This is a genomic window from Streptomyces sp. NBC_00414 (assembly GCF_036038375.1).
Lineage (GTDB): Bacteria > Actinomycetota > Actinomycetes > Streptomycetales > Streptomycetaceae > Streptomyces.
Genome location: NZ_CP107935.1, coordinates 4,569,589 through 4,594,577, shown reverse-complemented (window position 1 = coordinate 4,594,577; position 24,989 = coordinate 4,569,589). Strand labels below are relative to the sequence as shown.

General features: G+C 67.6%; 25 protein-coding genes and 1 tRNA gene. 20 read left to right on the top strand and 6 right to left on the bottom strand.

All coding sequences use genetic code 11. The features are described from left to right. Positions 1 to 365: 365 nt before the first annotated feature. Positions 366 to 3,689, top strand: a complete 3,324-nt coding sequence (locus OHS59_RS19695; RefSeq protein WP_328494719.1) for an NACHT domain-containing protein — start codon at positions 366 to 368, stop codon at positions 3,687 to 3,689. A 216-nt stretch (positions 3,690 to 3,905) separates the two neighbouring features. Here OHS59_RS19695 and OHS59_RS19690 read toward each other — a convergent pair whose 3' ends face one another. The 3 genes from OHS59_RS19690 to OHS59_RS19680 are packed head-to-tail and all read right to left on the bottom strand — an operon-like array spanning position 3,906 to position 5,165. After that, positions 3,906 to 4,289 (bottom strand): hypothetical protein, encoded by a 384-nt coding sequence (locus OHS59_RS19690; protein ID WP_328494718.1) that lies wholly within the window; start codon positions 4,287 to 4,289, stop codon positions 3,906 to 3,908. Beyond that, a complete protein-coding gene (locus OHS59_RS19685) occupies positions 4,283 to 4,711 on the bottom strand; it encodes an ATP-binding protein (RefSeq protein WP_210880944.1) in 429 nt (142 codons plus the stop codon). Before OHS59_RS19685 ends, OHS59_RS19690 begins: the two co-directional genes overlap by 7 nt. Positions 4,712 to 4,757: 46 nt before the next feature. Further along, positions 4,758 to 5,165, bottom strand: a complete 408-nt coding sequence (locus OHS59_RS19680) for an NUDIX hydrolase (protein ID WP_328499280.1) — start codon at positions 5,163 to 5,165, stop codon at positions 4,758 to 4,760. A 107-nt stretch (positions 5,166 to 5,272) separates the two neighbouring features. Here OHS59_RS19680 and OHS59_RS19675 point away from each other — a divergent pair, with 107 nt between their 5' ends. The 11 genes from OHS59_RS19675 (at position 5,273) to OHS59_RS19625 (ending at position 12,571) form a co-directional block, all read left to right on the top strand. Then, positions 5,273 to 6,058, top strand: coding sequence for a GntR family transcriptional regulator (locus tag OHS59_RS19675; RefSeq protein ID WP_328494717.1), 786 nt, complete (start codon positions 5,273 to 5,275; stop codon positions 6,056 to 6,058). After that, positions 6,055 to 6,354, top strand: coding sequence for a DUF3027 domain-containing protein (locus OHS59_RS19670; RefSeq protein ID WP_328494716.1), 300 nt, complete (start codon positions 6,055 to 6,057; stop codon positions 6,352 to 6,354). The genes OHS59_RS19675 and OHS59_RS19670 overlap by 4 nt, the downstream gene beginning before the upstream one ends. 167 nt (positions 6,355 to 6,521) lie before the next feature. Further along, positions 6,522 to 6,878, top strand: a complete 357-nt coding sequence (locus OHS59_RS19665; protein WP_210880941.1) for an SCO3933 family regulatory protein — start codon at positions 6,522 to 6,524, stop codon at positions 6,876 to 6,878. Further along, complete coding sequence (locus OHS59_RS19660; RefSeq protein WP_328494715.1) at positions 6,878 to 8,263, top strand: FtsK/SpoIIIE domain-containing protein; 1,386 nt, start codon at positions 6,878 to 6,880, stop codon at positions 8,261 to 8,263. The genes OHS59_RS19665 and OHS59_RS19660 overlap by 1 nt, the downstream gene beginning before the upstream one ends. An 87-nt stretch (positions 8,264 to 8,350) precedes the next feature. Next, positions 8,351 to 9,013 (top strand): DUF2637 domain-containing protein, encoded by a 663-nt coding sequence (locus OHS59_RS19655; RefSeq protein ID WP_328494714.1) that lies wholly within the window; start codon positions 8,351 to 8,353, stop codon positions 9,011 to 9,013. A gap of 31 nt (positions 9,014 to 9,044) precedes the next feature. Next, positions 9,045 to 9,236 carry a mobile element transfer protein gene (locus tag OHS59_RS19650; protein WP_328494713.1) on the top strand — a complete coding sequence of 64 codons (192 nt, stop codon included), beginning with the start codon at positions 9,045 to 9,047 and terminating at the stop codon, positions 9,234 to 9,236. 15 nt (positions 9,237 to 9,251) lie between these two features. Beyond that, entirely contained in the window at positions 9,252 to 9,446 is a 195-nt protein-coding gene (locus OHS59_RS19645) for a hypothetical protein (protein ID WP_328494712.1), read from the top strand. A gap of 25 nt (positions 9,447 to 9,471) precedes the next feature. Continuing rightward, a complete protein-coding gene (locus OHS59_RS19640) occupies positions 9,472 to 9,717 on the top strand; it encodes a SpdD protein (RefSeq protein ID WP_328494711.1) in 246 nt (81 codons plus the stop codon). 178 nt (positions 9,718 to 9,895) lie between these two features. Next, the gene (locus tag OHS59_RS19635) at positions 9,896 to 11,206 is read left to right on the top strand and encodes a replication initiator (RefSeq protein ID WP_328494710.1); all 1,311 of its coding nucleotides are present in this window, start codon (positions 9,896 to 9,898) and stop codon (positions 11,204 to 11,206) included. Continuing rightward, positions 11,199 to 11,411 carry an excisionase family DNA-binding protein gene (locus OHS59_RS19630; RefSeq protein WP_328494709.1) on the top strand — a complete coding sequence of 71 codons (213 nt, stop codon included), beginning with the start codon at positions 11,199 to 11,201 and terminating at the stop codon, positions 11,409 to 11,411. The genes OHS59_RS19635 and OHS59_RS19630 overlap by 8 nt, the downstream gene beginning before the upstream one ends. Further along, positions 11,411 to 12,571 (top strand): tyrosine-type recombinase/integrase, encoded by a 1,161-nt coding sequence (locus OHS59_RS19625; RefSeq protein ID WP_328494708.1) that lies wholly within the window; start codon positions 11,411 to 11,413, stop codon positions 12,569 to 12,571. Before OHS59_RS19630 ends, OHS59_RS19625 begins: the two co-directional genes overlap by 1 nt. An 81-nt stretch (positions 12,572 to 12,652) precedes the next feature. On the opposite strand, the gene OHS59_RS19620 is transcribed toward OHS59_RS19625, so the two are convergent. Together OHS59_RS19620 and OHS59_RS19615 are read right to left on the bottom strand one after the other, a co-directional pair. After that, positions 12,653 to 12,725 (bottom strand) — tRNA-Arg (locus tag OHS59_RS19620). A gap of 821 nt (positions 12,726 to 13,546) precedes the next feature. Continuing rightward, positions 13,547 to 15,253 carry a SulP family inorganic anion transporter gene (locus OHS59_RS19615; RefSeq protein WP_328494707.1) on the bottom strand — a complete coding sequence of 569 codons (1,707 nt, stop codon included), beginning with the start codon at positions 15,251 to 15,253 and terminating at the stop codon, positions 13,547 to 13,549. Between the two features lie 255 nt (positions 15,254 to 15,508). On the opposite strand from OHS59_RS19615, the gene OHS59_RS19610 reads away from it, so the two are divergent. The 5 genes from OHS59_RS19610 (at position 15,509) to OHS59_RS19590 (ending at position 19,765) form a co-directional block, all read left to right on the top strand. Continuing rightward, on the top strand, positions 15,509 to 16,138 hold the full coding sequence (locus OHS59_RS19610) for a hypothetical protein (protein WP_328499279.1): 630 nt from the start codon (positions 15,509 to 15,511) through the stop codon (positions 16,136 to 16,138). 148 nt (positions 16,139 to 16,286) lie between these two features. Further along, positions 16,287 to 17,192 (top strand): universal stress protein, encoded by a 906-nt coding sequence (locus tag OHS59_RS19605; protein WP_328494705.1) that lies wholly within the window; start codon positions 16,287 to 16,289, stop codon positions 17,190 to 17,192. A 36-nt stretch (positions 17,193 to 17,228) separates the two neighbouring features. Next, the gene (locus tag OHS59_RS19600; protein WP_328494704.1) at positions 17,229 to 18,251 is read left to right on the top strand and encodes a zinc-dependent alcohol dehydrogenase; all 1,023 of its coding nucleotides are present in this window, start codon (positions 17,229 to 17,231) and stop codon (positions 18,249 to 18,251) included. A 5-nt stretch (positions 18,252 to 18,256) separates the two neighbouring features. Beyond that, on the top strand, positions 18,257 to 19,150 hold the full coding sequence (locus OHS59_RS19595) for a universal stress protein (RefSeq protein ID WP_328494703.1): 894 nt from the start codon (positions 18,257 to 18,259) through the stop codon (positions 19,148 to 19,150). A gap of 138 nt (positions 19,151 to 19,288) precedes the next feature. Then, a complete protein-coding gene (locus OHS59_RS19590) occupies positions 19,289 to 19,765 on the top strand; it encodes an ATP-binding protein (protein WP_328494702.1) in 477 nt (158 codons plus the stop codon). 31 nt (positions 19,766 to 19,796) lie between these two features. On the opposite strand, the gene ppk2 is transcribed toward OHS59_RS19590, so the two are convergent. Next, on the bottom strand, positions 19,797 to 20,600 hold the full coding sequence (ppk2, locus tag OHS59_RS19585; protein ID WP_328494701.1) for a polyphosphate kinase 2: 804 nt from the start codon (positions 20,598 to 20,600) through the stop codon (positions 19,797 to 19,799). Between the two features lie 267 nt (positions 20,601 to 20,867). Here ppk2 and OHS59_RS19580 point away from each other — a divergent pair, with 267 nt between their 5' ends. The 3 genes from OHS59_RS19580 (at position 20,868) to OHS59_RS19570 (ending at position 24,973) form a co-directional block, all read left to right on the top strand. Then, the gene (locus tag OHS59_RS19580; RefSeq protein ID WP_328494700.1) at positions 20,868 to 23,600 is read left to right on the top strand and encodes a bifunctional acetate--CoA ligase family protein/GNAT family N-acetyltransferase; all 2,733 of its coding nucleotides are present in this window, start codon (positions 20,868 to 20,870) and stop codon (positions 23,598 to 23,600) included. A 13-nt stretch (positions 23,601 to 23,613) separates the two neighbouring features. Further along, the gene (locus OHS59_RS19575) at positions 23,614 to 24,345 is read left to right on the top strand and encodes a CBS domain-containing protein (RefSeq protein ID WP_328494699.1); all 732 of its coding nucleotides are present in this window, start codon (positions 23,614 to 23,616) and stop codon (positions 24,343 to 24,345) included. Between the two features lie 73 nt (positions 24,346 to 24,418). After that, on the top strand, positions 24,419 to 24,973 hold the full coding sequence (locus tag OHS59_RS19570; RefSeq protein WP_328494698.1) for a flavodoxin domain-containing protein: 555 nt from the start codon (positions 24,419 to 24,421) through the stop codon (positions 24,971 to 24,973). Positions 24,974 to 24,989: the final 16 nt, after the last annotated feature.

Below are 24,989 nucleotides of genomic sequence, written 5' to 3'. Positions count from 1 at the left end.
CTGACGGTGCCTGAGCCCTCAACTTGGGAAGTTGCGATCATCTATGGCGGATTCGGGCGCTGACCTGGGCGAACGATTCGGTCGTGATCCTTCACTGTGATTCCGCGTTGTTCCCCACTCGGTCTTGTGCGCTTGTGGTACGCGTGGGCCCGCCGATGGAATGGATCAGGCTTTGCCATCAGGTCAGACACCTCGGCACCGGTGGTCTCTGGTTGGAGACGATGTCGAACTACGCCATCCGCACCAGAACTCTGAAGCATGTGAGGACGACAGCTCACAGCAGTGGATTCTCTGATCTCTACACGATGATGTGGGCACGCTGGCATACTCGTGCAGAGTTGCTTCAGAGGTGGGGGGCTGAGAGCATGGCTTTGCTTGAGACTGCAGCTGTGAGCGTTGGTCGCGTGGTTGTTGATCGGGCAGGTCGACAGTGGCTGTCAAATCGCAGAAGCGCGGCGGATCGCTCCAAGCCCCTTACTGAACTTATAGGGTTGAACTTCCGGGATGCTTTTTCTCGCCGCCGACTTGAGCGCCAGTTGGACGATATATCCGACTCGGTAGCTGAGCGAATTAAAGTAATGGCGGAAATCGAATACGGATCGCTCAGTGAAAATGACAAATTGGCCGCGATAGCTGAAGCTACTCGGTCCCTGTCTCTGTCTGATCTGTCAGATGACTCCGTATTCCAGGCTGACGGTGAGGGATCTAGCCTAGCCCGCTCCATTGTCGCAGGAAACCGAAAAAGACTGGTGCGTCTGGGACTCTCTGAAGCGGGGGAAAGATTCTACGAACTAGTCATCCAGGAGTGCTGCGAATGCCTGGTACAGATTGTCCAGCTCCTCCCGCAATACACTCCAAGAGCCGCAAGCGAGGCGCTGAGTCGCCTTTCGGTGATTTCTGCAAACGTGTCACTTGCGCTTAGCCGCTTACCTGTTCGGCGTTTGGAGTCGCCGGATGGTGAGGAATTTGACGGCGAATTTAAAAACCGTTATCTACGCCTATTGTCAGACTCGCTGAGTGAGGTTGAAGTTTTCGGCGTGCCGGTAAGCAACTTTACGCCGCGAGCGACTCTCAGTATCGCCTACATAAGCCTCAGTGTCACCAATGAATGGGAATCTGAGGAAGACTCGGATGACGTGAGGCCTGGATCTGATGGACCCGTAGAAATATTGGGATCCGGAAAATCCTTACGTGTAGAAAGCGTGTTAGCGGGAAGTCCTCGCAATCTCATCAGGGGTGAGGCCGGCTCTGGGAAGAGTACCCTCCTACACTGGATTGCGACATCCGCATCCCGTTCTACTTTTAAACGCGAGTTGGCGTCATGGAATGGAATGGTTCCCTTCCTGATTAAGCTGCGTAGCCATTCGGATGGGGAATTGCCTGCTCCAGAAGAATTCGTGCGCGCCACAACTCCAAGTATTGCCGGGATAATGCCTGCGGGTTGGGTACATCGGCAACTAGCAACCGGACGCGCTCTTCTTCTAGTTGACGGAGTTGATGAACTTTCAGGACGACGACGTCCAAAAATTCGGGCATGGCTGAGGTCGATTATCGCGGCGTATCCGGAACTGAGGATAGTCGTGACTTCGCGCCCGTCTGCTGCGGCTTCTTCTTGGCTGGACGCTGAAGGTTTCCGCTCGGCTCAGTTAGAGCGCATGACATCGGCCGACGTCCGAGAATTCATCACTCATTGGCATGCAGCCGTTCTGGATTCCGGAGTGTATCCATGCAAACCTGGCGAGCTGCCGGGTTATCAAAGGGCTCTTTTGCGACGACTCGGTAGTCAGCCGCACTTGCAGGCGTTGGCCACTACACCGCTTCTAGCGGCCATGTTGTGTGCGCTGAATCTTGACCGGCGTATGCAACTTCCCCGAGATCGCATGGGGGTCTACGCGGCGGCCCTGGAAATGTTGCTTGAGAGGCGGGATGCTGAGAGGCAGATTCCCAGTTACCTTGAGGTCTCTCTGGAGCGACGTCAGAAAGTTGTTATTCTCCAAGACATTGCTTGGTGTCTCTCCATGACTAATCGTTCCGAGATGGCCAAAAGTGCCGTTCAGCGACGCGTGCAAGAGAAGATCAAGGCAATGCCGCATCTCAATTATTCGGCTGATTCTGTGCTTGATCATTTAATCCAGCGGAGCGGCGTAATTCGGGAGCCGATTCTTGGGAGAATCGATTTCATTCATCGAACATTTCAGGAGTACCTGACTGCCAGGCAGGCTTCTGAAGATGGCGACGTTGAGCCTTTGGTAGCCAAAGCGCACTTGGATCAGTGGCGCGATACTGTCATTATGGCCGCAGGACATGCAAATAGTCCGCTGAGGCGTGAACTCGTAGATGGGCTGCTGCGTCGGATCGAAACTGAGCCCAGATATCGGAGGCCTTTGCGCCTGCTCGTGTCGGCCTGTTTTGAAACGATGCCTGACATACCTCGTGAGCTATCCAGCAGGCTCGACGAGTGTTTGAGTAGCCTAATTCCGCCAAGGAATGAAAGCGAGGCTAACTCGCTGCCGAGAGCTGGTGATGCAGTACTGCGCTTCTTTCCTAATAGCCTATTAGGGCTGACGCATGCCACTGCCGCTAATGTAGTCAGGTCGGCTTACTCTATTAACGGTCCAGAAGCGCTAGAGCTTCTGAGTAAGTATGCCTCGGATTCCAGAAAGCTGGTTCAGCAGCAGCTGATAATGGGTTGGGGCCATTATGACTCTGAGGAGTATGCTCAGAAAGTTCTGTCACACGTCCCTTTGGTCGATGGGGTTCTGTCCCTCAGTAACTCTGAGCACCTTCCATACGTCCAACGTCTGCCACAAGTTCAGGCATTGGAATTCGATGGAATGGTGCCCGACGCCTCGATGCTGGAGCCAGTTCGCAGCCTGACTAAAAGGTTCCATGGGGAAATACTAGACGTCGATCATCGCGAACTCGGTAATCATACGCGACTAGAAGACGTCATCTTGGTGAGTGACGAAATTGACGACCTTTGCTGGGTGGAGCGCCTTTCCAGTCTGAGCGAGTTTCGGGCCTGGGTTGAAGGGATGACAGATCTGGGCCCTCTGCGCACTCTGGACCTACGCTTGCTCGGCCTGGGGCACTTGACCGAGGTAGGGGATTTTGAACCTGTCTGGAGTCAGGAAAGGCTGAAGTGGCTCATTCTGCGAAAATGTAGCCAGCTACAGGATGTAAGCCCTTTGCTTCGCCTTGGTAGTTTGCGGACTCTCGTTCTAGAGAGTCCAGGTGGCATCGATGGGTTGCGCGATTTTCTGAGGTCATCCGAGCTGCAGTGGCTCGGAATTCAAGACTACACTGCCGGGGTCTCGCTGTCGGAATTCAATAGTCCGTCCATTGAAGTTCTCGACCTTACCGGATCCAAGGTGATTGATTCCGGTGAATCTCTCAGTATGCCAAACCTGTCGCATCTTTACCTGGATAGGTGGCAGGGTTCTAAGCTTCCGAAAATCAGCTCGTTCAAGAACCTCTCTAAAGTGTCGATAGATCACGCTCATCACCTTGAAGACATCTCGGAAATACTAGATCTGCCCAACCTGAAGCATGTGTCGCTGAATGGCTGTCCTGATGGTCTCGACCTAACTCCGCTGGCCTCAAGAGGTGTAAAAGTCTTCAACCCTGTTCGTTACCGTGCGAAGGAATTAACTCGTCGTGTTATCCCCACGAGTGCTGATTATCCTTAGGCTGCCGGAGCGGGGAGGTGACTAAAGCCGTGGAGCCGACTGACCCAGCCACGGCGTACCTCTTCTCTGGCGTCAAGCGGGCTGAATGCTTTGAGCGCGGCACGGGCGCCGGCTGGGCTGGAGCGGGGCGGAGACAGGAGCGCAGGCCCGGCCGGGGGCCGTGCCGCGCGCGGGGAGCGGAGCGAGCCGCCTTGAACCAGTAGAGAAAGTTGTAACTCAGTCGGGCTGCTGGGGCTTGAAGTCGTATGCGCAGGCTGGGAGTTCGATGCCCTGTCGGTGTGCGAGTGGCAGGAAGAGGACCGGGCGGATGGTCCAGGTGATGCGGGTGCTGGCGTGGGCCACTGAGACCGTGCAGGGTTGCATGCGTAAGAGCGCTTGCCGGGTCTGGGTGCGTCCCTCGTAGAGCCACCCCCAAGCCTCGTCGGACGCGTCGGCGTCGAGTGCCGGTGAGATCGTGCGGAGGGCCACCGCTACCCACCGATCTGCCTGCGGTGCTGAGTGCGCGTCGAAGGATGCTCGGAGCTCCGGTGTCGTTCCCGCGGCGAGGTCTTCCGTCCAGCACTCGCACCAGTAGCCCCACTGCGGTTCATTCGTCAGCATGGGTGGCCTCCTGGGCGGACCCCGGTGAAGAGTTCCGCGGTGACCGTGTGGCCTCCGTCGCTGTCGTGGACCACGACCCGGTGGGCGATCGCGCTGACCATGCTCAGGCCCCGGCCGTGTTCCGCCTCCTGGTCCTGATGCTCGACCTTCGGGGCCCGGCCAGTACCTCCGGCATCCGTGACCGACAGGGCAACCATCTGCGGTGAGATCGCGAGAGCCAGATGAAAGCTGCCCGACTGCCGGCCGCTGGCGGTGTGCAGGATCGCGTTCGCGCTCAGTTCGCTCACGATCAGTTCGGCGTCGTCGGCCAGTGGCGAGCCTCTGAGGATGTCCCGTGTCCAGCGGCGGGCCCTGCTGACCTCTTCCGGGAAACCTGGGCAAGTGAGTCCCCAGACCCGCGCGGTGCTCGTATACTCGTGCATACAAGTTCCTTTATGCTGGTAGGCCGCCATGTGCAGCGGGTTCGGGCTAGACGAGTTTCACGCCGTCGTGTGCGCGTACGGCCGGTGGAGACAACGCGTCCAGAGCGTCCAGGACACGGATCGCGTACGCCTCGTCGGCGAGGTCGGTGACTTCTTCGCGGGTGGCCCACCGCAGAGCGCGGGTCTCGTCCCCGGTGGTTGGCGTGCCGTCGGCGGCTTCGCAGCGGAAGACCAGGGAGACGATCAGGCCCGTCATGTTCTTGTAGACGCCGGTGAGGGTCGCGGGAAGCGCGATCTTGATGCCGGTTTCTTCGAGGACTTCCCGCTGAAGCGCCTCGGGGAGGGTTTCCTCCCGCTCGACGATGCCACCCGGGGGCTCCCAGTGGCCGTTGTCTCGGCGCTTGATCAAGAGGGCCCGGCCCTGGTCGTCGACGATGACTCCGGCAACGCTCACGGAGTGCGGACGGTCAGTGGTCACGTTCCTCGACCCTCTCAGATGGCTAGGCTCTCAACCGTAGCAACAACACTCGCCCACTCGTCTAGATACCTAAAGGAGTACTCGTGACCTCTCTTCCGTCCCTGCTCGGTGGCCTGGATCCCACGAGCGATCGTGCGGTGTTCCGGCAGATCGCCGACCAGCTGCGCGAGGCCATCGACCGTGGGCGCTTCAAGGAAGGGGAGAAGCTGCCTTCGGAAGCTGAGCTTGTCGAGCACTACGGCGTATCCCGGATGACCGTTCGGAACTCCTTCTCGGTACTCCAGGGCGAGGGCCTGGTACACGCCGAGCACGGCAAGGGCGTGTTCGTCCGGCCGCGACCACCTGTGCGGCGGCTCGCCTCCGACCGGTTCGCCCGGCGCCACCGCGAGCAGGGGAAGTCCGCGTTCATCGTCGAGGCGGACGCTGCCGGCAGTCACCCGAAGGTGGACAGCCTGGAGGTCAAGGAGGAGAAAGCCACGCAGGACATCTCCGCCCGGCTCGGTTCCGTGCGACGTGTGCTGGCCCGGCGGCGCCGGTATCTGCTCGACGGCCGTCCGGTCGAGTTCGCCACCTCCTACCTGCCGCTCGACATCGCCCGCGGTACGCGGATCGCCGAACCCAACCCCGGCCCCGGCGGCATCTACGCCCGGCTCGAAGAACTCGGCCACCACCTCGACCACTTCGAGGAAGAAATCCGGGCCCGGATGCCCTCGCCGTCCGAGGTCAAGACGCTGCATCTCGCCTCCGGCGTCCCTGTGATCCATCTGATCCGTACCGCGTACGACACCGAGAAGCGGCCCGTGGAGGTCTGCGACACCGTCATGGCGGCGGACGCGTACGTGCTGTCGTACCAGCTTCCGGCAACGTGAACGCGGATCGCTCGACGCCTGGCAGAGCTTGGACAGGCGATGACCGTGAACACAACGACGATTGCCACGAGCGCTGGTTGCCGGCGCTGAACCGGACTACTGGCCACCCGACTTACCGGGATGAGTGGTTCGACGAGCAGTGCGGAGGCTGTCTTTTCTGGGTCGCGCTGAGTGGAGAGCTGGGGCGGGACTGGGGAGTCTGCACCCAACCTGACTCGCTGTTCGATGGTCGTGCCCGTTTCGAGCACGACGGCTGCGAGTTCTTCGCCATCCGTGAGGACGGTTCCTTCGGGTGACGTCGCGCGGTCGGGCGGCGGGCCATGTCTCTTCTTCGAACTCGTCTACTCCAACATGCATACTCGTATAGACGAGTGGGCAAGTTGTGTGTCAGAGTGGCCGACGTTCCCGGATCCACCGGGTTCGCAGAATGCCACTCATCTAGACGAGTAGATAGGGAGAAACCTTGCGCACCATCCGTGTGGAGACCTCGGCCGCGACGATCCTGCTGACCGAGGCACCCGAACCCAAGGTTCGCGACCGACAGACCGGCGAGATCGCCAAGGACGTCAACAGCGGCGAGGCACTGATGACGATCGGCGTCGTCTACATCGAGGAGGGGGAGTCGGCACTAATCAAGGTCACCATTCCGGAGAGCGGAGTCTCCGAGGGGCTGGCGCTCGGTGCTCCGATCTCGCTGCCCGGCCTGGTGGCCCGGCCGTGGGAGAGCGTGTTCAACGGGCAGCAGCGCCACGGCATCGCCTACCGCGCCGCCGCCGTCACCCCGGCCGCCTTCCCCGCTGTCATGGGGGCCTCGGCCTGATGACCGATCTGGCAACGCTTCTGGAGGTGGGTGGTCCCGTCGCCGCACTCGGCGGTGGGGCCGCCTACGCCCGGGCCCAACACCCCGGCGTCTACTGGTCCACGGTCGGCCTGCCCCTGTCCACGGCCCGCCTGCTCAGCTCGTACGGCTCGGTCATGGAAGCCTGCGGTCTGACTGTCGCCCCCTCCCGGCTGCGGGTCCTGGCGGTCAAGGCCACCACTCGGCGCGAGGTGCGGCCCGTTCCGCCGCGTCGGGGCATCATCCGGCCCACCTCGACCGGGCTGCGGCTCCGTCTGCGGCTTGCCCCGGGGCAGGAACCCGCCGACGTCGCCGCCTCGGCCGAACGGCTCCGGCACGCCTGGGGCGTCCACGCTGTGTACGTCACGACGGTCAAGCCCGGTGTCGTCGAACTGCGGCTCGTCGGCTTCGACGTGCTGCGCAAGGTCCGCATGCCGCGCAAGTCCCCGGCCGGGCACCTGCGAATACCGGTCGCACTGCGCGAGGACGCCACGCCCTTCGTACGCGACTACCGGACCGTTCCTCATCAACTGACCCTCGGCGCCACGCTGTCGGGCAAGTCCATGTACCTGCGCCACCTCGTCGCCGGACTCGCCCGGCAGCCTGTCGCCCTGGTGGGCATCGACTGTAAGCGCGGTGTGGAGCTGGCGCCCTTCGCCGCCCGGCTCTCGGCCCTGGCCACCGACCCCACGCAGGCTGCCCAACTGCTGCCCGTACTCATCAATGAGATGGAGGACCGCTACGACCTGATCAAGGCTCGGCAGGGTATTGCGTCGGGCACCCCGGATGAGGAGATCACCTCTGACATCTGGGGTCTGCCCGAGCACGAACGGCCCGTGCCCGTCGTGCTGTTCGTGGACGAGGTCGCGGAACTCTTCCTCGTCGCCACGCGGAAGGACGAGGACCGACGAGACGAGATGGTCACCCAGCTCATCCGCCTCGCCCAGCTCGGCCGTGCCGCCGGGATCTACCTGGAGGTCTGCGGGCAGCGCTTCGGCGCCGAGCTGGGCAAGGGCGCGACCATGCTGCGGGCTCAGCTCTCCGGCCGGGTCTGCCACCGTGTCAACGACGAAGCCTCCGCCAAGATGGCGCTCGGCGACATCGCCCCCGAAGCGGTCTCCGCCGCCTGCGCCATCGCCCCGGAACTGCCCGGCCTCGCCGTGGCCGGTGACACCTCCGGCGGCTGGTCCCGCATCCGCACGCAGTATCTCTCCCTCGGCGATGCCGCCGAGATCTGCCACGAGTCGGCCCACCTGGTCCCCGACCTGCCCGTGCTCAAGCCCTTCCGGCCCGCTGTGCCGGTGCGGCCGGTCAAGGCACCTGCCCCGAGTCGTGCAGCCGTGCGCCGTTTCCGGCTGAGCCGCTAGGCACTACCTCGCTCCACCCCGGTCGGCGTGGCCGCCTCGCGCCACGTCCCTACCCCTCCCATGCCTCGAACAGGAAGGAGCCCCAGCATGCGCGCCCTACTGGCCCGCGTCGACGCGGTACTCGTCCAAGCGGTCATCGCCGCCGCGCTGTCCTTCGCCCACCTGCACGACATCGCCCTAGCGGCCGGTCAGGACGGGTGGAAGGCGTGGGCGTATCCCGTCTCGGTCGACCTGCTGCTCGTCGCCGCCTGGCGCCAACTGCGGACCGGTAAAGCCAAAGCGTCCGGGTGGTGCTGGTTCGTCATCGCCCTGGCCGCGTCCCTCGGGGCGAACATCGCCACCGCCGGACTGCTCGACCTCGACCATGTGCCGGCATGGCTGCGCATCCTCGTCGCGGGCTGGCCCGCGGTCGCCTTCCTCGGCGGAACGCTCCTCGCGCACTCGGTGCCGAAAGCGGCGGAGGACGTAGGGGAGACCTCTGCGGACGACGTGGACCAGGAGGAGCACGCCGAACCCGTCCCCGAACCGCCCGCGCTACCGGCCGCCGATCCGGCACCCGTTCCGACGGCCGCGCTCAGTCCATCTGCTCCTGCTCCTGCGGTATCCGTTCCGGCCGCCCTGGTCGAGCACGCCCGCAAGGTCGCTGCCGAGCACCGCACCCGTACCGGAACGGCTATCGACACCCCGACCCTCCGCGCTCGCCTCGGCGTCCCCGCGCCCATGGCCGAAGCCATCGCCGCCCAGATTTGACAAGTCTGATCAGCCCTGAAAGGAGATCCGCTTGACCGCCAACCGCCGCTTCCGTTCCGTCACCCGCATCGGCCCCGTCCAGGTCGGCACCTTCTACGACGGCCGGGGGCGCGAGAAACACACGGCCGCGTGCACCGCCCCGCGCTGCGGTTTCTCCGCCGACTACGACAGCCGCGCCGCCGCCGAACTCGCCGCCCGCACCCACCGCTGCCCCATCCGCTGAAAGGACCCCGAACCCGTGACCGTCAGCCTGCCCCTCGTCGCCGTCCTCGGCTTCTTCGCCTGGGGAGCGGTCAAGTTCCTCGGCGTCCGCATCTGGATCGTCGTCCTGATCGCCCTGTTCGGCTTCTGGCTCTCCGACACCTTCATGGCCCCGGCCATCGAATCCGGCACGCGTACCGGCGTGGACGTCATCAACGGCTCACATGACTAGACGAGTAGGTAAGGAGAGCTTCGCCATGTTCCTGCCCAAGTACCCCGACAGTCCGACACCGCCGCCTACGCACACGCACGCGTCGACCGATCCGGCTCCCGTACGGCGTTCGGCTCCGCAGATATCCGTCAGCGCCGGAGCGGTCGCGGCCGTTCTCGTCGGCGGAGTCGTGCTGACCGCGCTCCTGGCCGCCGTCGCCGTCACTGCCATCTCCGTGGCCGTCGCCGCCGTGGTCCTGCGCTCGATGCTCCGCGACCAGCACCGCCGCTGACACCGGCCAACCAGACCAGCCATCGACACCAGACCCCCGGGGCGGACCGACACCGCCAAGCATCCGCCGCCCCGGGGGCCCTGCCCCTCCTGACCGAAGCCAGAAGGAGAAAGCCATCATCACCCGCGCCACCCCGCCCCCGCTGGCCGAACTCGGCGAGCTGGCCTCCCTCGGCACCATGCCCGCGCTCCTGCGTCAGCTCTCCGGCCTCGGCGGCTGCACCCAGCCGATCCGCCTCGACGGCCACCGCGCCGAGTACGACGTGAACACCCGCACCGGCGAAATCGGCAACCTCCTCCACCGCCTCGACTCCACCGGCCTCCCGGCCGGTCACCTCCTGGTCCGCTGCAACAACCGCCGCACGACACGCTGTGCGGCCTGCTCGGAGGTCTACCGCCGCGACACCTTCCACCTGATCACCTCCGGCCTGCGCGGCGGCAAGGGCGTCCCCGAACAAGTCGCCGCACACCCGCGCGTCTTCGCCACCTTCACCGCCCCGGGCTTCGGCCCCGTCCACAACCGCCCCACCGGTCCGGCCGGTTCGGTCCGCCGCTGCCGGTGCGGCATCTTCCACGACCAGGACGACGACGTACTCGGCACTCCGCTGGACCCGGACACCTACGACTACGAAGCGGCCGTGCTCTGGAACGCGCACGCCGGTCCGCTGTGGCGCCGCTTCTCGACCTACCTACGACGGGAGGTCTCCAAGCGGGCCGGACTCTCACAGCGGGAGTTCCGCGAGCACGCCCGGGTGTCCTTCGCCAAGGTCGCCGAGTATCAGAAGCGCGGAGCCGTCCACTTCCACGCCGTCATCCGCATCGACGGCCCGGAGGGCGGCGACACCCCGCCTCCTGCCTGGGCGACTGCCGAGCTGCTGACCGATGCCATACGGGCCGCCGCGACCGCTGCGCGCGTGGACGGCCCAGTCATCGACGGCCGCGCTCACGTCTTCGCCTTCGGCCGTCAGCTCGACGTACGCACCATCCGTGGCGCCGACTTCGACGGCGGCCAGGAGCTGACCGACCGGGCCGTTGCCGCGTACATCGCCAAGTACGCCACCAAGGGCGCCGAGACCGCCACGGGAGCTCTCGACCGCCCGCTGAAATTCCTCGCCGAACTGGCCCAGCTCGACATCAGCGAACACGCCCGGCGGCTGGTGCGTACCGCCTGGACCCTCGGGGCCCGCAAGGACCTCGAAGAACTCCGGCTCCGGGCCTGGGCCCACATGCTCGGCTTCCGCGGCCACTTCTCCACCAAGTCCCGCCGGTACTCCACCACCCTCGGCGCACTTCGCACCGCCCGTGCCGAATGGCGTCGCGCACAAGTCGCGGAGGCCACGACCGACATCGAGTGCGCGACCGACGAGAGCACGACCCTCGTCCTCGCCCACTGGGTCTACGCCGGATCCGGCCTCACCGACGCCGAAGCGTGGCTTGCCGAAACCCTCGCACCTGCCCCCGGAACAGAAGGAGAACCGACCCGTGGCTGACCGCTACCTCACCGTGGCACAGGTCGCTGAACTCCTCGGCACCACGGAGCGTTTTCCGCGGCGTCTCATCGCGGAGCGACGCATCACGTTCGTCAAGGTCGGCCGCCACGTGCGTATCCCCGAAAGCGCGTTGGGGTCCTTCATCGACGCGCACACGGTGCAGCCGATCCGGCAGCACGTTGGCATGCTGCGGAGGGCTGCCTGATGCCCAACAAGAAGGGGAAGCGCAGAAGCTTCGGTGCTGTCCGACAGCTCGCGTCCGGCCGGTGGCAGGTCCGCTACCGAGACCCTGAGACCGGACTCCTCCGCCCGGCTGAGAAGACGTACGAGACCAAGACAGACGCCCAAGTCGCGCTCACGCACATCGAGGCGGACATTACGCGCGGGCAGTGGGCGGATCCGGACGCCGGTGCGGTGAACTTTGCCGACTACGCCACGGCGTGGCTGCGGGATCGGAAGCTGGCTGACCGCACCCGGGAGCGGAACGAGTCGGTGATACGGCTACACATCGTGCCGACCTTCGGTGCGGGTTCCGTTGCCGACGTCACCACCGCTCGGGTTCGGAGCTGGCGCGGCAAACTGCTCGCTGCCCACGTGGGGGAGCCGACGGTTGTCAAGGCGTACCAACTTCTGCGGGCCCTGATGAACACAGCCGTGGACGACGAGATGATCCGCCGCAACCCGTGCCGTATCAAAGGCGCGGACAGCTATGACGTGCCGGAGCGGCCAGTGTTGTCGGTGGCAGAAGTCTTTGGCTTGGCCGACTCCATCGCTCCGCGCTACCGGCTCCTCGTTCTCCTGGCGGCGTTCACGACCCTCCGCTTCGGTGAACTGGCAGCGCTCCGGCGCAAGGACATCGACTTGGCCGGCCGCGCGGTTGTCGTCCGGCGTGCGCAAGCAGAGCTGCAGAACGGGCGGCTCTTCGACAAGGCGCCCAAGTCTGCGGCGGGGGTCCGTACAGTCTCGTTCCCCGCCGAGCTGGTGGACGAGATCCAGCGACACCTGGAGCACTATGCCGCCGCTGGGCAGGACGGCCACCTGTTCGTCGGTCCGCAGGGCGGTCAGCTTCGGCGGAGCAACTTCCGGGATGACTGGGTCAAGGCCAGGAAGGCGGCCGGTGTCTCGGCCGAGCTGCATTTTCACGACCTACGGCACACGGGCAACACTCTCGCCTCCACGGCCGGGGCCAGCACGCGTGAGCTGATGACGAGGATGGGACACAGCAGTTCCCGTGCTGCGCTGATCTATCAGCACATGACCAGCGACCGGGACAGAACCATCGCTGATCGGCTGGGCGCCATGATCCGAAAGGAAGGTGGGGGAGGGACGCCGGGCGACTCGGAAGAGGGCTCCGAGCGGACGTAGTGGCACGCGTGTGGCACGGCGCCTGAAACAGACAAGGGCCAGCCTGGGAGGTAAACCCTCCTGAGCTGGCCCTTTGCGCTGTGCCCCCGGCAGGATTCGAACCTGCGACACCCGCTTTAGGAGAGCGGTGCTCTATCCCCTGAGCTACGAAGGCGGGGGCTTGTAGAAAACCTTGTAGAAAATCCAGCCTGTGGATCTTCGGCGAGGACTGCAAGCCCGCTGGTCAGACCTCGTGCGACGCTCCCTGCGATGCCACCAGAGCAGGCAACACGACGTACCAACGACTGACCAAGCACAGCTTAGCGGATGCGCGTCAGCAAGAGCCCTGCGTATGGGGAAGGGGGGCGTGGTGGCAGGTCAGAGTGCCTCTGACCTGCTATTTCTGTGCATCGCAGCGTGAGATCGGCCGATCTTGAGGGGCGGAGCCGGGGGTTGCTAGACCGTTCTGGTCTCTGTGTCCGCTTGTGGGGCCACTTGGTGTCGTCTCATGGCGGCCTGGCATGACTGACCGCTCCCCCCGTGGAGGCTGGGTCCTACACGGTGCACGCGTGTACCGGAGCCATGCTCTGCTGGTGCCGTAGCAACGCAGGGCCCGGCTACGCAGAGCGGAGAGGCCGTGTGGCGGATGCATTGCGGGGTGGGCGGGACGGTCCAGTCAACGGTTCTGTCTCATTTTCACTCGTCGAGCGGAGATGTCGAGATCGTTTGCTTTCAGCCCCAGCGGTAAGCGCGGGAATTGCGTATCGGTGAGAGGTGTGGAGTCGAGGGGGCGTTTGGATTCAGTGTCTTTCTCTTGCGGGGAGACTGCCCGTGAGTCGAGGTCCGCCGCACTCTTGCCGCGCGAATCAAGCGGCATTCCTGCTCACTCTGTCGGTGAGAGGTCCGCCTTCGCCTCCGCACCGTCCGTTGCGGCCGCGTCCCCGGACTCGGTGAACCTCATGCCAGGGCTGACGCTCCCCGGTGGGAACCTGCGGACTACTTTTCGTGGCACCACTCCCGATACGCGGCCACCGCCGTCGGCAGCGTCGGGAAGACCAGGTCCGTGCCCACGCTGTCCACCAGGCCGTATGCCTCCAGGTCGTCCAGCAGGTCCTGCTTGACCCGGGCGAGGGCGAAGACGATGCCCAGGTCGGTGAGTTCCCGGCGCAGTGCGTCGACGGCGTCCAGGGCGGTGATGTCGACCTCGACGTTGGCCTCGGTGTTCAGGACGAACCAGCGCACAGGGCCGTTCTGTTCGTCGACCGCGGCCAGCGCCCGGCGGCGGAAGTCCTCCGCGTTGGCGAAGAAGAGCGGGGAGTCGTAGCGGTAGACGAGCAGGCCGGGGATGGTGCGTGCCTGCGGGTAGTCGTCGACGTCGTGCATGCCTGCCACTCCGGGTACCACGCCTTCGACTGCGTCGTGAGGTCGGGCCACCCGCGTGAGCAGTTCCGCTACCGACAGGCCGACGGCCACCAGGACGCCGTACAGGATGTCCAGGGTCAGCACTCCGGCCAGGCAGCCCAGTGACAGCAGCAGTTCGCGGCGGCGGAAGGAGGCCAGGCGCCGGAAGCCCGCCAGGTCGATCATGCGGATCGCCGCGTAGACGACGAGCGCGCCCAGCACCGCCGTCGGGGTGTGGGAGAGCAGGGGGCTGAGGAGCAGCAGTACCGCGAGGACGCCTGCGCCCGCGATCAGTGAGTACATCTGGCTGCGGCCGCCGGCCGAGGCGGCGAGCGCGGTACGGCTCGCGCTGCTGCTCACCGGAAACCCGTGCACCACGCCCGCGCCGAGGTTGGCCGCGCCGAGGGCGAGGAACTCCTGGTTGGCGTCCAGGGTGTTCGCGTCGTGGGTGGTGAAGGCCCGCGCGGTGAGGACGACGTCGGTGTAGCCGACGAGGAGGACGCCCAGCGCGGGCAGTACCAGATGTGTCAGTTCGGTCGGGTCCGGCACAGCGAGAGCGGGCAGGCCCGCCGGCACGTCGCCGATCACCTTGATGCCGTGTCGGTCGTCGAGTCCTAGGACCACGACCGCCGTGGTGGCGAGCACGACGGCCAGCAGGGGGCCGGGTACGGAGCGGAGGTACCGGGCGGTGGCGAAGAGGAACACGAGCACGGCGGTGGCCAGGAGCAGCGTGGGCCGATGGAAGTCCGGCAGGTTCCGGACGAAGGACCACAGCTGAGGGAAGAACGCCGAGCCCGTGGTGCGCACACCGGTGAGCTTGGGCAACTGATCGACGATCATGATGAGCGCCACGCCTGCCAGATAGCCGATGAGAACCGGCCGGGACAGCAGATCCGCGACGAATCCGAGCCGTGCCGCCCACGCCACCACACACAGCAGGCCCACCACGATCGCGAGCGCGGCCGTCAGCGTTGCGTACCGGGCCGGGTCCCCGCCGGCGAGCGGGCCCACCACCGTCGCCGTCATCAGTGCCGTCGTCGACTCCGGGCCGACGGAGAGCAGCCGGGAGGAGCCGAGCAGGGCGTACAGGCCGAGCGCGGGCAGGATGGCCCACAGTCCGGCGACCGGCGGCAACCCGGCCACACCCGCGTACGCCATGACCTGGGGTACGAGGTACGCGGCCACGGTCAGTCCGGCCAGCACATCGCCCTTCAGCCAGGCGCGCCGGTAGCCGGTGAACGTGCCGAGCCCGGGGACGAGACGGCGCCACGGTGGGACACGGCCACCCGAGCTCCGGGCCATGGTCCTCCTTCCGGCGGGTGATCTCAGCATCCACCGGCGGACGGGAGTCTGCGAGGGGCCGGACGGGCCGGATGGGAGCGACTGCAGGGGTCCGCCCGCCCACGGACATCCGGCCACCCCCGCCCAACAGGCCTTGCCAATAGGGACGTTCAGCCCCGCGGTCGCGGACCTTCGGCATCCGGTGCGCAGCGCCCCGTGGGTCAAGAGTGAGAGGTGTCAGAGACCGAGTGGACCAACCTCGAAGGGATCACCACCATGGCCGTGCACGAGCACCCACACCGGAGTCCGGGATTCCACCTGCCGTCGTTGCGCGGGAACCGGACCACATCCACATCAGGGGACGCGGTGTCGACGCTCACCGACACGCACACCGCACGTGCCTACGCCTTCGCGTCGCTGCGTCTGCTGACCGGGTTCGTCTTCCTCTGGGCGTTCCTGGACAAGACGTTCGGCTTCGGTTACGCGACGCCGTCCGGCAAGGGCTGGATCGACGGCGGCTCACCGACCAAGGGATTCCTCAGCAGCGTGGCCGTCGGGCCGATGGAGTCCACGTTCCACGAGTGGGCCGGGGCCACCTGGGCCAACTGGCTGTTCATGCTCGGCCTGCTGGGCGTCGGGATCGCCGTCACCGCCGGTGTCGCGCTGCGGCTGGCCGCGCTGGCCGGGACCGCGATGATGGCGCTGATGTGGATCGCCGAGTGGCCGCCGGCGAAGCACCTGTCCGACGGTGCGCCGAGCATGTCGACGAACCCGTTCGTCGACTACCACGTGATCTACGCCGTGGCCCTGATCGCACTCGCGGCGGCCGGCGCCGGCGCCGCCTGGGGCCTGGGCAAGGTCTGGGCGCGGATGCCCGTCGTCCGCGACCACCCCTGGCTGCGGTGACCGCACGGAGACGCGGCGGACCCGTCACGGGCCCGCCGCGTCCGCCGGTCGCAGGGCCGTTCGGCCCGAACCGGGGACCAGCGGCCCCTGCATCACGAACCCCCCGCGTCACGAGGCTGGAACCACACCACCACTCAGGAGGCACATCATGGTCCGCACAGTTGTCGCAGGTCTCGACGGATCGGCCGAGAGCCTCGCCGCCGTCGAGTGGGCGGCCCGCGAGGCGAAGATGCGCGGCCTGCCGCTGAAGCTCGTCCACGTCTGGGAACCGGTCCCCGAACCCATCGCCCAGGCGCCGCTCCTCGGCGCCGAGACACAGCAGCACTGGACCGAGCGCATTCCTCGCGAGGCGTCTGACGGTGTCCGGCTGCGTCATCCCGGCGTGGACGTGAGTGTGGAACAGCTGAGCGGCACGCCCCGCGACGTGCTGGCACGCGCGGCGAAGGACGCCGAACTGCTGGTCCTCGGCTCCCGGGGCCTGAGCGGCATCGGCGGCTTCCTGCTCGGCTCCGTCGGCCAGGCCGTCGTCGCCCAGGCAGAGCGACCCGTGGTCCTGGTCCGCGCCGGAGAACAGGCCGCCGACGAACACACGATGGACCCGTCCGGCATTCCCTCCGTCGCGAGCCCCTTCCGGCCCGTGCTCCTCGGGCTCGACACCGACAGCCCGCACGACACGGTGATCGAGTTCGCCTTCGACGCCGCCGTCCGGCGGGAGTCGGGCCTGCGGGTCGTCCACGGCTGGAACCCGCCGCCCTACTACGCGTACGGACTCCCGACGGACCTCGGGCTCCATGAAGAGCTGGCCAAGCAACAGGTGGCCGCCCTCGCCGAAGCGCTGCGCCCGTGGAGGCAGAAGTTCCCCACCGTCGAAGTCGTCGAACAGTCCCGGTACGGCAGTGCGGCCAACCACCTGGTGGACGCGTCCCGTGAAGCCTCCCTGGTCGTTGTCGGCCGACGGATCCGACGCAGCCCCTTCGGCACGCACATAGGCCCCGTCACACACGCCGTCCTGCATCACGCCACAGCCCCTGTCGCCGTCGTGGCGCACGGCTGACACATACGGACGCGTACAGCAGAGGAGAACACGATCATGAAGGCAGCCGTTGTACGGGCGTTCGGTGAGCCCTTGGTCATCGAGGAGCGCCCCGATCCCGAGCCCGGCCCCGGGCAGGTCCGTGTCCGGGTGGAGGCGTCCGGGTTGTGCCACACCGACATCCACGCGGCGCACGGTGACTGGCCGGTCAAGCCGACCCCGCCTTTCGTCCCCGGGCACGAGGGCGTCGGCCTCGTGGAGGCCCGCGGCGACGGCGTCATCCACCTGTCCGTGGGACAGCGGGTCGCCGTGCCGTGGCTGGGCAGAGCCTGCGGGCGGTGCGAGCACTGCCTCTCCGGCTGGGAGACGCTGTGCGAGCAGCAGGTCAACACCGGCTACGGCTGCGACGGCGGGTACGCCGAGAAGATGCTTGCCTGGGCAGACTTCGCCCAGCCGGTGCCGGACGGCATCACCGCTCTGGAGGCCGCCCCACTGACCTGCGCCGGTGTGACCACGTACAAGGCTCTGAAAGTGGCCGGCGTGCGCCCCGCCCAGCTCGTGGCGATATCCGGCATCGGCGGTCTGGGGCATCTGGCGGTGCAGTACGCGAAGATCGCCGGAGCCACCGTGGCCGCGATCGACATCACCGACGACAAGCTCGCCCTCGCCGCCGAACTCGGCGCCGACCTGCTCATCGACGCCCGCAAGCAGGACGTCGGCGAGGTGCTCAGGAGTCACGGCGGCGCGCACGCGGCCCTCGCCCTGGCGGTGAACGAGGCCGCGTTCACCGCGGTCCGCACCGGACTGCGGCGCGGCGGGAAGCTTGTGATGGTCGCCCTGCCCGCGCACGGCACGATCCAGGTGCCGATCTTCGACACGGTCCTCGGCGGCACCTCGGTCCTCGGCTCCATCGTCGGCACCCGGCAGGACCTGGCGGAGGTCTTCCGACTGCACGCGGCGGGCCGGACAAGGGTGATCTATGAGACCCGCCCGCTGGACTCCGTCAACGAGTCGATCGACGCGGTGCTGCACGGTCACGTCAAGGCCCGGATCGTCTTCGACCTCGGCGCGGGACGGTGAGGGTGATGGAAGAGTCGCTGGTGGTCGGGGTCGACGGATCCGAGCCGAGCCTGCACGCCGTCGACTGGGCGGCGGACGAAGCCGCGCTGCGCGGGGCACCGCTTCGACTGGTGTACGCGTCCATGTGGGAGCAGTACGAAGGCGCCGCGCTCTCCCCGGACCTCGGCAGGACGTCGGAGGAGATTCTCGCCGACAAGATCGTGGAAGCGGCCGGGCGGCGTGCCCAGCGGCGCCGGCCGGACGTGAAGACCGTCACCGAGGTGCTGCGCGACGCGCCCGTGCCCGCACTGGTGCGGGAGGCGCGCACCGCCTCCCTCCTGGTCCTCGGGTCACGCGGTCGTGGCGGCATCGCCGAACTGCTGCTCGGTTCGGTGAGTCTCGCGGTCGCCGCCCACGCCGACTGCCCGGTGATCGTGCTGCGCGGCCGTCACGAGCCGCAGCCGGACTTCGCGGCGCACGGGCGGATCCTGCTCGGTGTCGGCGAGGGGAAGCGCAGCTCGGCCGGTGTGCGCTTCGCCTTCGACGAGGCGAAGCGCCGAGGCGTGGTCCTGGAGGCCGTACGGGCCTGGCGGTGTCCCGCCCACGAGAGCACCGACCATCCCTTGCTGGCCGGGGAACCCGCCCGCCTGCACGAACAGCAAGCTGTCGAGACGCTCGCGGAAGCCGTGGACGAGATGGCGGCGGAGTATCCGACCGTGGACCTGCGCCGTCGTACTCCCGAGGGCACCGCCCGCAAGGTGCTGCTGGACGCCTCGGCTTCCGCGGACCTGCTGGTGGTCGGGGCCCGGCGCCGGAACGGTCACTTCGGCCTCCAGCTGGGCCGTGTCGCCCACACCGCGCTCCACCACTCGGCCTGCCCCGTCGCCGTCGTACCGGGAGTCGCGGAACATCGGCCCTGAGAGACACGTGGGCGGTCGTACGAGCGTCGGTGTCCCGCCCCGTATCCGTCCCCATATCCGTCCCCGTGTCGGCGGTGCGGTGGTGTTTCCGGGGTAGGCGGGATCTGGTAACGGCGCTTCGGCAGTGAGGCGGAACGTATGAATCTGGCTGAGCAGGAACAGGGCCGGCAGCAACTGACCGGCGATACGACAGCGGTCACCACCGTGGTCGAGGGCACCGCGGAGATCGGTGATGCCCGTGACACGGCCCGCGGGTTCCTGGAGTCCGTGCAGGCTCTGCACGGGCTTCCGGTGTCCCCGCGGACGATGGGTACGGTCCAGCTGGTGGTGTCCGAGCTGGTGACCAATGCCCGCAGACACGCTCCGGGTCCCTGCGTGATGACCCTTGAGGTCAGCGGAGGGACCGTGGCGGTGACGGTGTGGGACAGCGGTTCCGCATTGCCCCTGATCCTTCCGCCGGACCCTGCCCGGGTCGGGCAGCACGGTCTGGAGATCGTGCTGGCGGTGTGCCAGAGCTTCGAGGTGCACCGAGAGCCGGTCGGCAAGCGCGTCCGGGCCTCGGTCGCCCTCGCCGACGACCCGGACGGTGACGCGGTCGGCCCTCGGCCGATGTGAGCACAGCCGCGTGTTCGAGCCGGCCGCTCGCTCAGAGGCTCGCCGCGTGGTCGGGGACGTACGTCTGCAGATCGCGCGGCGGTCGCTCGTAGCCGCTCGACGGCGGGCGCTTCGGCAGCTCCAGCACCGGTGGCGGGACATCGCGGTAGGGCAGCGAACCCAGTAGATGGGCGATCATGTTGAGGCGGGCCCGGCGCTTGTCGTCGCTCTCGACGACGAACCACGGCGCCTCGGCGATGTCCGTGTGGACCAGCATCTCGTCCTTGGCCCGCGAGTACGCCTCCCAGTGGGTGATCGATTCCAGGTCCATCGGCGAGAGTTTCCAGCGCCGCACCGGATCGTCGAGCCGGCGCCGGAAGCGGTCCTCCTGCACGGCGTCGCTCACCGAGAACCAGTACTTGCGCAGCACGATCCCCTCCTCCACCAGCATCCGCTCGAAGATCGGACACTGGCGCAGGAAGAGCTGGTATTCCTGCTTCGTGCAGAAGCCCATGACGTGCTCGACACCGGCCCGGTTGTACCAGCTGCGGTCGAACAGCACGATCTCCCCGGCGGCGGGAAGGTGTTCGGTGTAGCGCTGGAAGTACCACTGGGTGCGCTGCCGCTCGGTCGGCTTGGGAAGGGCCACGATCCGGGCGACCCGCGGGTTGAGATGCTCCGCGACGCGCTTGATGGTGCCGCCCTTGCCGGCCGCGTCGCGTCCCTCGAAGACCACCACGAGCCGGGCACCCTCCGCCCGGACCCACTCCTGCAGCTTCACCAACTCGGTCTGCAGGCGCAGTAGTTCACGCTCGTACGGTTTGCGCGGCAGAGTCGCCGCCTTCTTGTCGGCCATGCCGCCTCCACCGCTCGCGGACCCGGCGGAACCACCCCGCCCGAGGTCGGACACCAGGACAGCACCGTACTGACCGCGGGGAGGCCGCGCACCCCGGCACCGGGCGGCACCCACCCCCGGAGCGTCCTCCTCCGTAGCGTCCGGACCGGCCGCACGGCCGGGGGCCTTGGGGCCGACCGGCCCCCATACCGCCCCCGTACAGCCCATGGGGCCGCGGTCCGAACCGCTGGATGCTCGAAGTGCCCAGAGGCCTTGAGGAGACCTGCGATGACGGACGAAGCACTCAGCCGACCAGAAGTCCACGCCCTGCTCTCGGACGGCACCACCGTGTGTATCCGTCCCGTGGCACCAGGAGATCACGACCAGCTGCAGGGGCTGTACGAGGAGATGTCCCCGGACAACCTGCGGCTGCGCTTCTTCGCGGCGAGCCGCCGCTCCGCCGAGATGGCCGCCGACGGCGCCTGCGCTCCGCCCCGCCCCGGATACCGGGCCCTGCTGGCCGAGACACAGGGCCAGGTGATCGGCCTGGCCGAGTACGACACCGGGGACGGTGGCGACTCGGCCGAGATCTCCATCGCCGTCGCCGACGGCCTCCACCACCGGGGCATCGGCACCCTGCTCGTCGAGCACCTGGTCTCGGCCGCCCGTGCGGAGGGCATCGTCACGTTCACGGCGGACGCCCTCAGCGAGAACCACGAGGTCCTCCAGCTCTTCGCCGATCTCGGCCTGCGCACGGCCCGCCGCTTCGAAGGGCCGGAGGTGCGCTGCACCGTCGACCTCACCGAGGACGACACCTACCTGACGGCCGTCGAGGCCCGCGGGCGGGCCGCCGACATCGCAAGCCTGGAGCCCCTTCTGCGGCCCGGCGTCGTCGCCGTCGTCGGTGCGGGACGCAGGCCCGGCTCGGTGGGGCGCGCCGTCCTGCACCACCTGCACGCGGGTGGCTTCACCCGACGGCTCTTCGCGGTGAACCCATCGGTCGCCTCGATCCTCGGCGTGCCGTCCTACCCCTCGGTCAGCGCCCTGCCCAGGACCCCCGACCTCGTCGTCGTCGCGGTACCGGCCGCCGCCGTCCCGGCGGCCGCCGAAGAGTGCGGCAAGGCCGGTGTACGGGCCCTGGTCGTCGTCTCCGCCGGCCTCGACAGCACCCAGGCCCAGGCGCTGCTGGCGGCATGCCGCGCGTACGGCATGCGCCTCGTCGGCCCCAACTGCCTCGGCGTCTCCAACACGGAGCCCGAGTTGCGTCTCGACGCCACCTTCGCCGCCGACCACCCGCACCCCGGCACCGCGGGCGTGGCCGTGCAGTCCGGCGGTGTGGGCATCGCGCTCCTCGACGGGCTGTCCCGCCTGGGCATCGGGGTGTCCTCCTTCGCCTCACTCGGCGACAAGTACGACGTCAGCGGCAACGACATGCTCCAGTGGTGGGAGGGCGACGGCCGCACCGACCTCGCCCTGCTGCACCTGGAGTCCTTCGGCAACCCAAGGTCTTTCTCGCGCACCGCGCGGCGAGTGACCCGGCGCATGCCCGTCCTCACCGTCGACGCCGGCCGCACCGACGCGGGCCGCCGCGCCGCGGCCTCGCACACGGCGGCCGCCGCCACCCGGACGATGACCCGGCAGGCCCTGTTCACCCAGGCGGGCATCACGGCCACCCACTCGGTCGCCGAACTCCTCGAAGCCGCCGCCCTGATGCACTCCCAGCCGCTTCCCGCCGGCACCCGCGTCGCGATCGTCACCAACGCGGGCGGCGCCGGCGTCCTGGCAGCCGACGCCTGCGCGGAGGCCGGACTCACCCTGCCGCCGTTCACCCCGGAGGCGGTCGACGACCTGCTCGACGTACTCCCCGAGGGTGCCGCCGTCGGCAACCCCGTCGACGCGACCGCCGCCGTCACCGAGGAACAGCTCAGGAACTGCGTCGAGCGGATCACCCGTACCCCGGGTGTCGACGCCGTCCTGCTGGCCCTCGTCCCGACGGCGGTCGCCGCGGCGACCGGTGACGACCTGACCCGGGCCCTCACCCGGTCGCAGGATCCGGACTCCGCCCCGGCGGGCGAGGCCCGTGGACCCGGGCGCCGGACGGTGCCGGTCGTCGCGGTGCGACTCGAACAGGACCTCCCGGTCAAACTGCTGCCCGCCACCGACGGCGGCACCGTCCCCTCCTACGCCGAACCCCAAGCGGCAGCACGGGCGTTGGCCCACGCCGCGCGGCGGGCCGCCTGGCTCGGCCGCCCCGCCGGTACGGTGCCGGACCTCGACGGTGTCGACACCCAGCACGCCCACGAGGTCGCCGACGCCTACCTGGCCGCGCACCCCGACGGCGGCTGGCTGGACCCGCGCACCTGCGCCGAACTCCTCGCCTGCTACGGCATTCCACAGCTCCGGTGGGCCTGGGCCGAGACCGAGGACGACGCCGTGATCGCCGCCGAGCGGCTGCGCGGTCCCGACGGCCGGGTGGTCATGAAGGCCCACTGGCCGGGCCTGCTGCACAAGAGCGAACAGCACGCCGTCCACCTCGACCTCCAGGGCGATTCCCAAGTACGGGCTGCCTTCCGGGACCTGGAGACACGGTTCGAAGGTCTGCTCACGGGCGTAGTCGTACAGCCACTCGTCGCCCGCGGCACCGAACTCTTCGCGGGCGTCGTCCAGGACGAGGTCTTCGGACCACTGGCCCTGTTCGGCCTCGGCGGCACGGCGACGGAGGTGCTCGCCGACCACGCCGCCCGACTCGCCCCGCTCACCGACCGCGACGTGCACGACCTGATCACGACCCCGCGCTGCGCCCCGCTCCTCTTCGGAGCCAAGGGCGGCGGCCCGGTCGACCTCGAAGCCCTCGAACAGGTCCTGCTGCGTCTGTCCCGCATGTCGAGCGACCTCCCTCAGCTCGCCGAGGCCGACTTCAACCCCGTTCTCGCGACACCGGACACGGTCTCCGTGCTCGATGCGCGTGTGCGCCTGCTGCCACGCAGGCCCCAGGACCCGTACCTGCGCCGACTCCGCTGAGGAGGGAGACACCATGAAGCACGACAAGGTCGGATCCGTGATGACCGAGGAGGTCGTCCGGGCCGAGTACGGCACCCCGTTCAAAGAGGTGGCACGGCAGCTGGCCGACCACCGGATCAGCGGCCTGCCCGTCATCGACGAGGACGAGAAGGTCATCGGAGTCATCTCCGAGACCGACCTGATGGTCCGGCAGGCCCAGACCCCCGACCCGTACGCACCGAAGCGTCGTCCGCGGCTCGCCGGTCTGAAGCCCGGAGCCAGGAAGCAGGCCGTGAAGGCGCGGGCCCGTACCGCAGGGCAGCTGATGACCGCCCCGCCCGTGACGGTGCACGCCGAGGACACCATCGTCGAGGCCGCCCGCACGATGGCCCGGCGACGGGTGGAACGACTGCCCGTCCTGGACGAGGAGGACCGGCTCGTCGGCATCGTCACCCGCCGCGACCTGCTCCAGGTCTTTCTGCGGCCCGACCTGGAGATCCGCCAGGTGGTGATCGACGAGGTGCTGGTGCGGGCACTGTGGCTGGCGCCTCAGACGGTCGAGGTATCGGTGGTCGAAGGCGTGGTCACGCTCGCCGGTCACATGGAACGCAAGAGCGAGACGAAGATCGCCGTCTCCATGACGCGTCAGATCGACGGCGTGGTCGCGGTCGTCGACAAGCTCACCTTCCGGCTGGACGACGACCGGTTCCAGCCCGACGAACAGGGGCTGCACGGCGTCACCGACACCTGGAAGCGCAGGATCTGAGACGACACGACACGACTCGCAGACACCGAACCGGATGGACCGGATGGACCGGATGGAGAGGAGGCGGACTCTCATGCCCAAGCGTGTGCTGGTCGCCTACGGAACGAAGAACGGATCGACCGCGCGGATCGCCGAGGCCGTCGCGGCGGTCCTGCGCAAGGACGGACTCACCGTCGAGTCACTGCCGGCCCGTTCCGTGGCGGGGGGCATCGCGTCGTACGACGCCGTGGTGGTCGGCGGCGGCCTGTACGCCGGGCGCTGGCACAGGGATGCCCGCCGGTTCCTCCGCCGCCGCCGTGGGGAACTTGCCGGACGGCCGGTGTGGCTGTTCAGCAGCGGCCCGCTCGACGCGTCGGCCTCGGAGCGCGACATCCCGCCCGTGTCCGATGTGAAGCGGGCCATGGTCCGGCTGGACGTCAAGGAGCACGTCACTTTCGGTGGCTGTCTCGAAGAGGGCGCCAAGGGTCTCGTCGCCCGGATGATCCTCCGCTCCGGAAAGGACGGGGACTTCCGGAACTTCACCGCGATAGAGGCGTGGGCAGCGCGGATCGGGGCCGAGCTCGTGGGCGGCCACGACCGGAACCGGACGAGCCAGGACACGACGACCCAGGACGGGACGAGTAAGTAACGAGATCTAAGCGCAT

Bases quoted from the DNA above. Each gene is read 5' to 3' on its own strand.
- OHS59_RS19695 (WP_328494719.1), top strand. From the start codon at position 366: ATGGCTTTGCTTGAGACTGCAGCTGTGAGCGTTGGTCGCGTGGTTGTT.
- OHS59_RS19690 (WP_328494718.1), bottom strand. From the start codon at position 4,289: ATGCTGACGAATGAACCGCAGTGGGGCTACTGGTGCGAGTGCTGGACG.
- OHS59_RS19685 (WP_210880944.1), bottom strand. From the start codon at position 4,711: ATGCACGAGTATACGAGCACCGCGCGGGTCTGGGGACTCACTTGCCCA.
- OHS59_RS19660 (WP_328494715.1), top strand. From the start codon at position 6,878: ATGACCGATCTGGCAACGCTTCTGGAGGTGGGTGGTCCCGTCGCCGCA.
- OHS59_RS19655 (WP_328494714.1), top strand. From the start codon at position 8,351: ATGCGCGCCCTACTGGCCCGCGTCGACGCGGTACTCGTCCAAGCGGTC.
- OHS59_RS19640 (WP_328494711.1), top strand. From the start codon at position 9,472: ATGTTCCTGCCCAAGTACCCCGACAGTCCGACACCGCCGCCTACGCAC.
- OHS59_RS19635 (WP_328494710.1), top strand. From the start codon at position 9,896: ATGCCCGCGCTCCTGCGTCAGCTCTCCGGCCTCGGCGGCTGCACCCAG.
- OHS59_RS19625 (WP_328494708.1), top strand. From the start codon at position 11,411: ATGCCCAACAAGAAGGGGAAGCGCAGAAGCTTCGGTGCTGTCCGACAG.
- OHS59_RS19615 (WP_328494707.1), bottom strand. From the start codon at position 15,253: ATGGCCCGGAGCTCGGGTGGCCGTGTCCCACCGTGGCGCCGTCTCGTC.
- OHS59_RS19610 (WP_328499279.1), top strand. From the start codon at position 15,509: ATGGCCGTGCACGAGCACCCACACCGGAGTCCGGGATTCCACCTGCCG.
- OHS59_RS19605 (WP_328494705.1), top strand. From the start codon at position 16,287: ATGGTCCGCACAGTTGTCGCAGGTCTCGACGGATCGGCCGAGAGCCTC.
- OHS59_RS19600 (WP_328494704.1), top strand. From the start codon at position 17,229: ATGAAGGCAGCCGTTGTACGGGCGTTCGGTGAGCCCTTGGTCATCGAG.
- OHS59_RS19595 (WP_328494703.1), top strand. From the start codon at position 18,257: ATGGAAGAGTCGCTGGTGGTCGGGGTCGACGGATCCGAGCCGAGCCTG.
- OHS59_RS19590 (WP_328494702.1), top strand. From the start codon at position 19,289: ATGAATCTGGCTGAGCAGGAACAGGGCCGGCAGCAACTGACCGGCGAT.
- ppk2 (WP_328494701.1), bottom strand. From the start codon at position 20,600: ATGGCCGACAAGAAGGCGGCGACTCTGCCGCGCAAACCGTACGAGCGT.
- OHS59_RS19580 (WP_328494700.1), top strand. From the start codon at position 20,868: ATGACGGACGAAGCACTCAGCCGACCAGAAGTCCACGCCCTGCTCTCG.
- OHS59_RS19575 (WP_328494699.1), top strand. From the start codon at position 23,614: ATGAAGCACGACAAGGTCGGATCCGTGATGACCGAGGAGGTCGTCCGG.
- OHS59_RS19570 (WP_328494698.1), top strand. From the start codon at position 24,419: ATGCCCAAGCGTGTGCTGGTCGCCTACGGAACGAAGAACGGATCGACC.